This is a genomic window from Bradyrhizobium sp. STM 3843 (assembly GCF_000239815.1).
In the GTDB taxonomy this organism is placed as follows: domain Bacteria; phylum Pseudomonadota; class Alphaproteobacteria; order Rhizobiales; family Xanthobacteraceae; genus Bradyrhizobium.
Window position 1 is genome coordinate 1 of sequence record NZ_CAFK01000227.1, and the last position, 9,755, is coordinate 9,755.

General features: G+C 62.7%; 20 protein-coding genes and 1 pseudogene. 15 read left to right on the top strand and 6 right to left on the bottom strand.

Annotated features, from left to right (window positions below):
- The 12 genes and pseudogenes from BRAS3843_RS23690 to BRAS3843_RS23740 form a co-directional block, all read left to right on the top strand.
- A pseudogene (locus BRAS3843_RS23690) lies at positions 1-330 on the top strand (hypothetical protein); the annotation flags it as partial.
- Positions 323-1,096, top strand: a complete 774-nt coding sequence (locus BRAS3843_RS23695; protein ID WP_008971606.1) for a 4Fe4S-binding leucine-rich repeat protein — start codon at positions 323-325, stop codon at positions 1,094-1,096. The pseudogene BRAS3843_RS23690 and the gene BRAS3843_RS23695, both read left to right, overlap by 8 nt.
- Positions 1,093-1,416: a nitrogen fixation protein NifZ gene (locus BRAS3843_RS23700; protein ID WP_008971607.1), complete on the top strand. Its 324-nt coding sequence runs from the start codon at positions 1,093-1,095 to the stop codon at positions 1,414-1,416. The genes BRAS3843_RS23695 and BRAS3843_RS23700 overlap by 4 nt, the downstream gene beginning before the upstream one ends.
- Positions 1,413-1,652 (top strand): nitrogen fixation protein NifZ, encoded by a 240-nt coding sequence (locus BRAS3843_RS23705; RefSeq protein ID WP_008971608.1) that lies wholly within the window; start codon positions 1,413-1,415, stop codon positions 1,650-1,652. The genes BRAS3843_RS23700 and BRAS3843_RS23705 overlap by 4 nt, the downstream gene beginning before the upstream one ends.
- Before the next feature lie 15 nt (positions 1,653-1,667).
- A complete protein-coding gene (locus BRAS3843_RS23710) occupies positions 1,668-2,024 on the top strand; it encodes a DUF3024 domain-containing protein (protein WP_008971609.1) in 357 nt (118 codons plus the stop codon).
- Between the two features lie 13 nt (positions 2,025-2,037).
- Entirely contained in the window at positions 2,038-2,304 is a 267-nt protein-coding gene (locus BRAS3843_RS23715) for a hypothetical protein (RefSeq protein ID WP_008971610.1), read from the top strand.
- Positions 2,301-3,515, top strand: coding sequence for a DegT/DnrJ/EryC1/StrS family aminotransferase (locus BRAS3843_RS23720; RefSeq protein ID WP_008971611.1), 1,215 nt, complete (start codon positions 2,301-2,303; stop codon positions 3,513-3,515). Before BRAS3843_RS23715 ends, BRAS3843_RS23720 begins: the two co-directional genes overlap by 4 nt.
- Before the next feature lie 35 nt (positions 3,516-3,550).
- Complete coding sequence (locus BRAS3843_RS23725) at positions 3,551-3,859, top strand: 2Fe-2S iron-sulfur cluster-binding protein (RefSeq protein ID WP_008971612.1); 309 nt, start codon at positions 3,551-3,553, stop codon at positions 3,857-3,859.
- A gap of 11 nt (positions 3,860-3,870) precedes the next feature.
- Positions 3,871-4,080, top strand: a complete 210-nt coding sequence (locus BRAS3843_RS23730; RefSeq protein ID WP_008971613.1) for a hypothetical protein — start codon at positions 3,871-3,873, stop codon at positions 4,078-4,080.
- A gap of 52 nt (positions 4,081-4,132) precedes the next feature.
- Positions 4,133-4,468: a DUF6156 family protein gene (locus BRAS3843_RS23735; RefSeq protein ID WP_008971614.1), complete on the top strand. Its 336-nt coding sequence runs from the start codon at positions 4,133-4,135 to the stop codon at positions 4,466-4,468.
- Positions 4,465-4,632 (top strand): hypothetical protein, encoded by a 168-nt coding sequence (locus BRAS3843_RS41655; RefSeq protein WP_008971615.1) that lies wholly within the window; start codon positions 4,465-4,467, stop codon positions 4,630-4,632. The genes BRAS3843_RS23735 and BRAS3843_RS41655 overlap by 4 nt, the downstream gene beginning before the upstream one ends.
- Positions 4,633-4,654: 22 nt before the next feature.
- Positions 4,655-5,074, top strand: coding sequence for a group II truncated hemoglobin (locus tag BRAS3843_RS23740; RefSeq protein WP_008971616.1), 420 nt, complete (start codon positions 4,655-4,657; stop codon positions 5,072-5,074).
- A 303-nt stretch (positions 5,075-5,377) separates the two neighbouring features.
- On the opposite strand, the gene BRAS3843_RS23745 is transcribed toward BRAS3843_RS23740, so the two are convergent.
- The 4 genes from BRAS3843_RS23745 to BRAS3843_RS23760 all read right to left on the bottom strand — a co-directional run bounded on the left by BRAS3843_RS23745 (position 5,378) and on the right by BRAS3843_RS23760 (position 7,401).
- Positions 5,378-5,620 carry a hypothetical protein gene (locus tag BRAS3843_RS23745; protein WP_008971617.1) on the bottom strand — a complete coding sequence of 81 codons (243 nt, stop codon included), beginning with the start codon at positions 5,618-5,620 and terminating at the stop codon, positions 5,378-5,380.
- 12 nt (positions 5,621-5,632) lie between these two features.
- On the bottom strand, positions 5,633-6,391 hold the full coding sequence (locus BRAS3843_RS23750; RefSeq protein WP_008971618.1) for a dienelactone hydrolase family protein: 759 nt from the start codon (positions 6,389-6,391) through the stop codon (positions 5,633-5,635).
- A gap of 46 nt (positions 6,392-6,437) precedes the next feature.
- Positions 6,438-6,794, bottom strand: a complete 357-nt coding sequence (locus BRAS3843_RS23755) for an iron-sulfur cluster assembly protein (RefSeq protein WP_035982575.1) — start codon at positions 6,792-6,794, stop codon at positions 6,438-6,440.
- A 127-nt stretch (positions 6,795-6,921) separates the two neighbouring features.
- On the bottom strand, positions 6,922-7,401 hold the full coding sequence (locus BRAS3843_RS23760; RefSeq protein ID WP_008971620.1) for a hypothetical protein: 480 nt from the start codon (positions 7,399-7,401) through the stop codon (positions 6,922-6,924).
- Positions 7,402-7,667: 266 nt separating this feature from the next.
- Between BRAS3843_RS23760 and BRAS3843_RS23765 the strand changes: the two genes are divergently transcribed.
- Genes BRAS3843_RS23765 through BRAS3843_RS23775 form a run of 3 tightly spaced genes read left to right on the top strand, consistent with a single transcriptional unit; the run spans position 7,668 to position 8,620 of the window.
- Complete coding sequence (locus BRAS3843_RS23765; protein WP_008971621.1) at positions 7,668-7,901, top strand: BolA family transcriptional regulator; 234 nt, start codon at positions 7,668-7,670, stop codon at positions 7,899-7,901.
- 33 nt (positions 7,902-7,934) lie between these two features.
- On the top strand, positions 7,935-8,264 hold the full coding sequence (gene grxD / locus BRAS3843_RS23770) for a Grx4 family monothiol glutaredoxin (protein ID WP_008971622.1): 330 nt from the start codon (positions 7,935-7,937) through the stop codon (positions 8,262-8,264).
- Positions 8,261-8,620, top strand: coding sequence for a (2Fe-2S) ferredoxin domain-containing protein (locus tag BRAS3843_RS23775; protein WP_008971623.1), 360 nt, complete (start codon positions 8,261-8,263; stop codon positions 8,618-8,620). The genes grxD and BRAS3843_RS23775 overlap by 4 nt, the downstream gene beginning before the upstream one ends.
- A gap of 17 nt (positions 8,621-8,637) precedes the next feature.
- On the opposite strand, the gene BRAS3843_RS23780 is transcribed toward BRAS3843_RS23775, so the two are convergent.
- Both BRAS3843_RS23780 and BRAS3843_RS23785 read right to left on the bottom strand, forming a co-directional pair.
- Positions 8,638-9,054: an ArsC/Spx/MgsR family protein gene (locus tag BRAS3843_RS23780; RefSeq protein WP_008971624.1), complete on the bottom strand. Its 417-nt coding sequence runs from the start codon at positions 9,052-9,054 to the stop codon at positions 8,638-8,640.
- A gap of 1 nt (position 9,055) precedes the next feature.
- On the bottom strand, positions 9,056-9,487 hold the full coding sequence (locus BRAS3843_RS23785; protein ID WP_008971625.1) for a response regulator: 432 nt from the start codon (positions 9,485-9,487) through the stop codon (positions 9,056-9,058).
- Positions 9,488-9,755: the final 268 nt, after the last annotated feature.

Here is a 9,755-nt window from a genome sequence, read left to right on the forward strand (position 1 = left end):
TTCTACCGCTTCTACTTCTACAAGGGGCGGCTTGCCGAGGCCTTGCAGATCGCGAAGCAGTGCCTGGCCAAGGCGGCCGTCGAAAACCGCTTGCCGCCGCATTGGCGCGATGTTCGCGCCAGCCATGCGGATTTCAGCGACTACGGCAACATCCTGCCCCGCTTCTTTCTCTTCACCTTGAAGGGCTATGCGTACCTGCAGATGCGCCTCGGCAATCTGGTGGAGGGGCGGCTGGCGGTGCAGAAGCTGCTCGAGCTCGATCCGAGCGACAAGATCGGCGCACGCGTGCTGCTCGAGGTCGTCGACCGTGTAGGGCTGGACGATGACTGACGACATCGACGAAGCCATCGACTGGCAGGGCAACGACATCAGCTGCGCCGGCTGTGCCCATGAGGTGCTGAACGCCTCGGGTGGCTGCAGACTGAAGCATGCCTGCGTCCACGACCGCTATGCGCGCCGGATCGATCGTTTCTTCAACTGGAATCCGGCGCTTGCCAACGACTACGTCAAGCACCCTCATTTCGAGGTGCGCGCGATCGCCGCCAAGCATGCGAGCCTGTTCCATCTGCCGCCGCTGCTCGATGATCCCGAGGAGACCGTGCGCTGGAATGCCGCGCGCCGGCTGCCGAAGCGCCTGGTGCTGCGACTGCGCAACGATCCGCATCGCGAGGTGCGCATCCGCATCGCGACGGTGATCGACCCTGAAGACCTGCTGCCGATGATGATGGACGAGGACTACTATGTCCGCCTCGTCGTCGCGCGGCGGATCGTGCCGTCGGTGCTGGGGCGCATGATGGGCGACCCGGAAGCCGAGGTGCGGCGCGTGGTGGCGCTGCGCATTCCCTCCGACTGGCTGCTCGGCATGGTGAGCGATCCGGACGCGCGCGTGCGGCTGGAGATCGCCGAGCGCCTCTCCTCCGATCTCCTGACCGTGCTGCGCAACGATCTCGACTGGCGGGTGCGCTACAAGGTCGCGAGCCGGATCGCGGTGAGCGAACTCCCGGAGCTCGCTCAGGACGAGGATCCGCTGGTGCAGGAAATGGCCCGCAACCGGTTGCAGACCCGGTCGGGACTGCCGATGGAGAAGCCGGCATGAGCAATATCGTCAGGGACAGCGAAGTCGTCGAACTGTCCGCGCCGCCCTTTTTCAGCTTCGGCGAGAAAGTGAAGGCGAAGCGGACCATTCGCAATGACGGCACCTATGCCGGCAAGGAAATCGGCGAGATCCTCGCGAAGAAGGGCGAGATCGGTTACGTCGTCTCGATCGGCACCTTCCTGCAGCAGTTTTACATCTACGGCGTCGAGTTCCTGGAAAGCGGCAACCGCGTCGGAATGAAACGCAAGGAGCTCGAGCTCGCGGTGCCACGTGCGGAGGTCGAGGACGAACTGCCGCCTCCGGGAGCCATGTCGCCATGATCGAACCACGCCAGCCGAAATATCAATGGGGTCAGCGCGTGAAGGCGCTGATCGATCTGCGCAACGACGGCTCTTTTCCCGATGCGCCGCCGGAGGGGCTCCTGGTCGGCATCGGCGACATGGGCGAGATCGTGCAGGTCGGCACGCACACCGAAGCCAACATGCCGATCTACCTCGTGGAGTTCGGTGAACGCCTGGTTGTCGGCTGCCTCGAGGAGGAGATCGTCCCGGTCTAGGGAGATCAGTAGGCCATGGCAGCTGTCGCGCTCAAACCAAAGCTTCTCATCCCTGCGCATCCGAACGATCTGGATCGCAAGCGGATCGAGCGCGCGTTGAAGGCGCGCAAGCGTTACCGCTACGTCGAGCCTTGTGTGCTGCCGGTCAACGACGGCTACCATATCCAGAGCCCGTGCTGCTCGCGCAATATCGACAAGGACGGCGGCATCGTCGACGTGGCTTTGGTCTGCCACGATGCAGCGAATGGGATGTGGAAGCTGTTCTGGAAGGATCACGACAAGCGCGTTTGGGAGTTGCACAGCGTACATCAGCGGCTGACCGCGGTTCTGGACGAGCTCAACGCCGATCCGGAACGCATATTCTGGCAGTAGAAAAGGACGGGTCATGGCATTGGCCGAGCAGGAATTGATCGAGATCGAGCAGGTCCTCACCGGGCCGAACGCGAGCGGGGCTGCCTTTGCCGAGCTTCGCAAGCGGTTTCCCGGTCTCGCATTGACCCGATGCGATGCCTCGGACGTGACCGAGCAGCCGTTCCGCAGCTATCCGGCGTTCGACCTGCATCTGCTCGATGCCAGCGACCATTGCGCCCAGGTCACTGCCGATCCGGCGCGAGCCACCGGGCTGATCCTGGCCAAGCGGAGCCAATCATGAGCAAGCCGGTGCTGGTTCACGACGCCGACAGGCTCGAGGATGAGGAGACCGTCCTTACGCCTGTGAGCTCCGGCTTCATTCCGCTGTCCGACCCCGATATCACGGTGGCCGAGATCGAGGCGGTGGAAGGCACGTTGCGCTCGCCGCGGCTGTCGAACGGGCCGCTGGTCGAGGAATTCGAGGTGGCCTTTGCCGCTTATCTCGGCCGCAAATATGCGGTCGCGGTGCCCAGCGGCACGCTCGGGCTGCTGATGGCGCTGAAGGCTCATGGGATCGGTCCGGGCGACGAGGTCATCGCGTCGTCCTATTCGTTCCGCGAGATTGCGCATGCGATCAGCATCGTCGGCGCGCGGCCCGTCTTTGCCGACATCGACTATTACTCAGGCACGCTGGCACCGGCCAAGGTCGAGGCGCGGATCACCGACAAGACCAAGGCGATCGTCGCCGGCAACACCAACGGCCATCCGGCGCGATGGACGGAGCTGCGCGAGTTCGCGACCAGGCACCGGCTGCCGCTGCTGGAGGATTCAACCGAGGCGATCGGCTCGAAGTACAAGGGGGCGTTGGTCGGCAGCTTCGGTGACGTCGCCATCTTCGACTTCGCCCAGCCCTTTGCGATGACCTGCGGCGAGGGCGGCATGGTGGTAACCGATGACGTCGATATCGCCGTCGCCATGCGGCGGAATCGGTCGCATCGCCTGGATGAGCGCGCGTCGGTGGTGGTCAGCGGCACGCCATCGCACCACGCGGTCATGAGCGATCTGACGGCGGCGCTCGGTCTGGCCCAGCTGAAGCGGATCGAGGAGATCCTCGAGCGCCGCAGGCTGATCGAGCAGATCTATTACAGCCAGGTGCAGTCGTTCGAAGGCATCAAGGATCCCTATGTCGGGCCCGATGTCACGGATGTGAACTGGTTTCTCTATCAGGTGCATCTCGGAACCCGCTTTTCGCGATCGAGCCGCGATTCGATCGTCGAGGATCTGCGGGTGGAGCAGGTCGAGGCGGTTGTCTATTCGAATCCGCTGCATCTGCAGCGGCACTATTTCGATCTCGGCTATCGCCGCGGCGACTATCTGGTGACGGAAAAGGTTGCAGACCGCGTGGTCGCGCTGCCTTTCCACGTCCATCTCACCACGGATCAGATCGCCTTCATCGTTGCGACCATGAAGGATGCCTCGGTCAATGTCGGGGCGGGGGCGGCGATCTACTAGAGCTCATTGTTATCAAACTGGAAAAGGAGACATCCATGACAACCTTGACGGTAATGCCCTCGGGCCAGACCATCGAAGTCGGCGAGGGGACGACCATCCTCGCTGCACTGCTCGGCGCCAATATCGAGATCCAGCACAAATGCGAAGGCCAGGCGAAGTGCGGCTCCTGCCACATCTTCCTGCAGGAAGGCCGCAAGGGCGTATCAAAGGTCAGCAAGCTCGAGAACGAGAAGCTCGACACCATTGTCGGCGTCGGATCGAAATCGCGTCTGGCCTGCCAGGCGACGATCCTTGGCACCGAGAACGTCAAGATCGAGCTTCTGGGCTTTGCCTCTGGACTTTGATGGAGGGTCATATGGAAAACGTTACGCTTCATGTTCGTTTCGCCTCTGACGGAACAGTTGCCGAGATAAGTGAACGGCCTGCTGGATTGACGCCTCAGCAATGGTTCAACCGTCTGAGCGAGGCGATCGGGATGAAGGCCTATCAGACCTTTGCCGGTGGTCGCGGCGTGTTCAAGGTCGCGCGTGACCAGGTCGAGGCTCTGAAGACCGCTGTCGCTTGATGAGCGAGAGCCGGGCGAGCGCAGCCAAACCCAGGTGGCCAAGGCGGTCAGCATGACAGGTGACGCGGAGCACGACTGTCGCTTCTTCGTGTCGTATACCGGAGTCAAGCTGCCGCTGCGGCTCGTCAATGCGATCGAGCCGGACCAGCTATCAAATCGCAATACCTTCATCCGGGGGTTTTTCGATCGTGCCGGCGCATTGACGGGGTTCGAGAAGGTAGTCTATGGCGAGATCGAGCTTACGCACTGCTACGCCTATCATCCCGGCGGCGCACTGCGCCGCGCGGAGATCGTGATGCTTGACGAGGAGCCGGTGACGTTGCATTTCGACGAGAGCGGAGCGCCGATCACCGGGGCAACCAACGCGTCAGGAGAGGCTCGATCGTGACGGTCGCCAAGCTGATCGAGGTCCTTGCGGGCATGCCGAAGGACGCTATCGTGCTGATGGACAGCGGCGCCGGACTCTCGCGCGTCGACGCGCTTGAACTTGTCGACGGGCAGGGGCCGGGCGCGCCGGCCGAGGTGATCCTGCAGCCGAGCATGGATGAGTAGCAAGACAGCGGGAAAGGTGCAGATGTCGGAGACGGAAGCGGTCGTGACCCCCTATGAGCGGATCGGCGGTGCGGTGATCGTCGACCGCCTGGTCGAGGCGTTCTATCGGCGGATGGACAGTCTGCCCGAGGCGAAGGTAATCCGCGACATGCATGCGTCCAACCTCGAACCGGTCAAGCGGACTCTGAAGCGCTACCTTTCGGAATGGCTCGGCGGCCCAAAACTCTATTCGCCGGAGAAGGGCCATCCGCGGCTGCGCCAGCGCCATATGGGATTCAGCATCGGTGCTGCCGAGCGCGACGCCTGGCTGCTGTGCATGCGCGGCGCGCTCGAGGAGACCGTGGCGGATGCCCAGGCGCGCCAGGACGTCGATGCGGCCATGACCAAGCTCGCCGACTGGATGCGCAACCAGGCCGGTAATCCGCACGACGCCCGGGCGTGAGTTGATCTTTTGACCAGCCGTCCTCGGACTTTTCGCGACAGCCCGGGAGGGTTCAAGAATGACGGTGCACATGGATGCGCCCTCTCCCCTTGCGGGAGAGGGCATGTAGGACGGAGCAGCAAGCTCGCTTGGGTGAGGGGTATGCTTCGACGAGCGCAGTTCGCGGAGACATATCCCTCACCCAACCGAGCACTTGGATGAATCGGAGATGCCCTCTCCCGCAAGGGGAGAGGGCGCTGCATCGCGCAGCTCGATGCACGTTTTTCTAGCCGTCGGCGCCTTTGCTCATGCGAGGGAGCCTAACTAATACAACGGCACACCAAAGAAGCCCTCATCATCCCCGCCCCAGGCGCGATGCAGCGCCAGCGCGTTTTGCCATTGTGACATCTCGTCGTCGCTGGCGCCGCGATGGGTGATCTTGCCGTCCGGCTTCTCAGCGAGGAGAAAGGTCTTGCCGTTGCGGATGAAGCGGTTCAGATCCTTGGTGTCGTTCGGCCGCACCACGCAACGCGGCCGTTCGTCGATCAGGATCGTGGTTGGCAGCATCGCCGCTCCTCCTCAATCCGCCGGCGGGCCCATGTCGTCGTCCTTTTTCTTCTTTTTCTTGTCGGTCTTGGCGAGCGCATAGGCGCCGGCGTTTTTCAAGGTGACCGGAGGCTGGCCGACGACATATTGCGAGATCCAGGCCGCGGTCCGGTCATGCGCGAGCTTGGTTGCGGTCTCGTCATAGCTTTCGCCGTCGCTGTCGAAATCATGCTTGGCGCCGGGATAGGAAAACGCGCTCACTTCGGGATGATAGGCTCTGAATTGGTCGACCTCGATGAAGGGAACGACCGGATCGGCTTCGCCGAAATGCAGCAGGGTCGGAATTTTGCGTTTCGCGCCGGCGTTCTCGATGATTCCGATGCCGTAATAGGACACGGTACAGGCCAGTCCGGTGACGCGATTGGCCGCGGTGTAGGCAAGGCCGCCCCCGGCACCGTAGCCGATCAGCGCCACCTTGCCGCAGTCGTTTACGCTGTCGATGGCCGACTGGATTTCCGCGAGCAGCGGCGCTGCCGGATCCGGCGCGACCTCCTTTGCGCTGTCATCGCCATCGGCTTCGGTCGGCGCCGCCGGTTCCGACAGAGACGGGGCGATCACGAGGTAACCACCCGCAGCGAAGGTCTCGGCCAGCTTACGGGCCCTGCCTTCGGCCTTTGCATTGTCGAGCAGCACGACAATGACGCCCTTGGGCGTATCAGCCGGATCGGCGCGAAAGGCCGAGAACGTATGTCCATCATTGGCGGTCAGCTTGACCGTGCTTTCCTTAAGCATGCGAAGCTCCTCATCGATTGCGGGCCTGCGTCGCGCGGCCCGCGAACTACAACAATCCAAGCTCCAGCGCGACGTCTTCGGACATCCGCGACTTGTCCCACGGCGGCTCGAACACCAACCTTACTTTCACGGTGTGAACACCGCCGACCGCCTGCACCGCATCTTCCACCATGCGTACGATCTCGCTGGCCACCGGGCAGCCCGGTGCGGTCAGCGTCATGTCGATCTCGACCGCGCCGCCGCCCTGATGCGCGACGCGATAGACCAGGCCGAGATCGTAGATGTTGACGGGTATCTCTGGATCATAGACCGTGCGCAGCGCCGCGATGATGCTTTCGGCCGCATCCTGCGAGCCCGTCGCCATCGTCGTCGACATTGCGGGTGGGGCGGTGACGGCTTGCATGCTGTTCATGCGTGATGTCCTCTCTGATCCGTGCTGTGGTCGAGTTTGGCTCTGCCGGCAGACACGATGGTGTTAGGCAGCCCGTCGTCCCGATTGTGCAAGCGAAGTGCCATGCCGTCCCCTCCGCTCAGCCGATGCCGTCCGCGAGCGCTGCGACGACCGGCCATCCGACAGCGCCGCTGGGATCGAGCTGTCGTAACGCGCCGAGCATCTGCTGCGCGCTTTCGCGCTCATTCTTGCGCAGGTGAATGAAGGCGAGCGCCTTCAGCGTGTAGAGAGCGAAGCGGCCGGCGCCATCAGGGATTGGAACGTGTGGCGTCCACCGACGCCAGTCCCGGGGCCAGCCGGCCTGACGCGCCGCTTCTTGCAGTCCGAGCTCGGCGACCGCCTTGGCCTCGTCGAGATTGCCTTGATAGGTGTGGATCTTGTAGAGACAGAAATAGGTCGGAAGCTCGTCCGGTGCTGCCGCGAGCGCCTGCCGGAACAGGCGATCGGCACGCGCATGATCGCGCCGATAGGCGGCGACGCCCTGCTGTAGCAACGCGTCGATTTCGTCGGGCAAATCGCCGAAGTTGATCGTGTCGGGTTCGGACGCCAATTCGAGCATTGCATTGACCTCGATCAATGCATTGCAAGAGATGGACCGTTTTTGCGCGGTCAATAGCGCAGGGTCTGCAGATCGAAACACGCCAAACCGGTGCAGCCTGTTGCATTTGGAACGTTGTGCCGCAATCTCAGCCGCGCTCCTGTCGCAAATGCGACGGCCGATTCCAGCCGCCCCCTGGAAAAGCATGGTTACCGCAGGCTCTGCAGTGTTTCTCCGACTGGTTCGGACCTTGCATGATCGTCGTCGGTCCAACGAGAGGTGTTGCGATGGCGATGGCGGCAGCGGATATCGAACGCATGATCAAGGAGGCGTTCCCGGATGCGGTGGTCGTGATCGAAGATCTCGCAGGCGATGGCGATCACTATTCGGCGCGCATCACATCCGCCGCGTTCGCCGGCAAGAGCCGGGTGCAACAGCATCAGATGGTCTATTCGGCGCTGAAAGGGCAGATGGGCGGCGTGCTGCATGCGCTGGCGCTTGAGACGTCGCTGCCGAAATGAACGGCCGCATTCAGGGGTGAAAGGATCTGATCAATGTCGACATCCGAACGCATACAAAAGCTGATCGACAGCAATGATATCGTTCTCTTCATGAAGGGCGTGCCGGCTGCGCCGCAATGCGGCTTCTCCGCGGCCGTGGCGCAGATCCTGGCCAAGCTCGATGTGCCCTATGAGAGCGTCAACGTGCTGGCCGATCCCTTCATCCGCGAAGGCATCAAGGAATTCTCCAACTGGCCGACCATTCCGCAGCTCTACATCAAGGGCGAGTTCGTCGGCGGCTGCGATATCGTGCGCGAGATGTTCCAGGCCGGCGAGCTCGCAACGCTGCTGACCGAGAAGGGCATCAAGGCCCCAGCATCATGAGCGAGACCACAATCGAGGCTGACGACGACTTCGAGATCCCGCAGCTCTACAAATACCACGCCTTCGTCTGTCTGACCCAGCGGCCCCCGCAGCATCCGCGCGGCAGCTGCGGCGCGCTCGGTGTGCAGCCGCTGTGGGATCGCCTCACCAAAAGCATCGAGGCGCAGCGCCTGACTGATATTGGCGTGACGGCCGCCGGCTGCTTCGGCTTCTGCAGCGCCGGGCCGATGATGGTGGTCTATCCGGACGGCATCTGGTATCGGCCGACCAGCACTGAGGACATCGACGAGATCGTCGAGTCTCATTTCAAGCAGGGCAAGCGCGTCGATCGCCTGGTCATGGTATTGAAGCGGTGACGATCGATCCGGAGCCGTCAGTGCGGCTCCGGGCAAGACGTAGAGCTATCCGGACGCGTACAGCCTTGGACGTCGTCGAGATCGCGACGTCCAAGCAAAGAGGGCACCGGCTCGCGCTCGAAGCCGGCACAACGCTGGCCATCGGCTTCGATCAGGGGCCTGCGGATCAGCAGTGGATCTTCAAGCATCAGATCAATCGCGGCCACGGCGCCGATGGTCTCGGGCTTGATCTCGCCGGATTTGACCCGGGGCGAGGCCGGGTTGAACCAGGCCGGCACCGGCATGTCAGCGAAGAAGGTCCGCAGCCGCTCGCCGGTCCAAGGCTCGGCGAGCAGGCTCTTTGCCGTGACCGTATGGCCGGCACGCTCCAGCATTAGCTTCTGGCGCGCATTGGTTCCGCAGCCCGGCTTCTCATAGAAGACCACGGTCGTCATGTCAGAGGCCGCCGAGCTGGACCAGCGTGGCGCCGCCGGCGCGGCCAAGAATGGTGTCGACCTTCTTGCGCACGGTTTCGATCGTCAGCGGCTTGACCACCGCGCCATGCGCGCCGGCCTTCAGCCCCTCGATCGCGATCGCCTCATCGGCCTTGGCCGTCACGATCAGAATCCGGACGCCTGGGAATTTCGCCAGGATCTCGCGCACCAGCTCCGGGCCGCGCTGCTTGAGGAACGATGCGCCGAGCATCACGACATGAGGCATCAACCAGTCGACGCCCTTCTCATAGGCCTCTTCGGGCGTGGCGAGCTCATGGGTCTCGATCTCGTCGTGGAGCATGAACTGCAAGGCGGCGCGCGTGATCTCGTCGTCATCGATCACGAACACCCGCCGCTGGTCGACCGCCTTCGCCGTTTCAACGCCGATCTGCATTGCATCCTCCTCGATGTGCCGCGCGCACGCCCGCAACTACGTGCAGTCGCTTTCTAGCAAGTTCTGTTCCGCCTGATGCGCTGCCGCGAATGTTGCGTCCGTTGTGTCGTTTGCAACAGCGAGATGCTTCGGCGGCACTTGCGAGGCATTCCGATGTCGGGTTTGCAACAACCGGTCGCCGATCAGGGTAATTTCTGCATCTTATTAGAAAGACGTCGGATTTAACGATTCCAAAGCCCTGGCATGGGGGTTGCAAAACTGGTTGCCG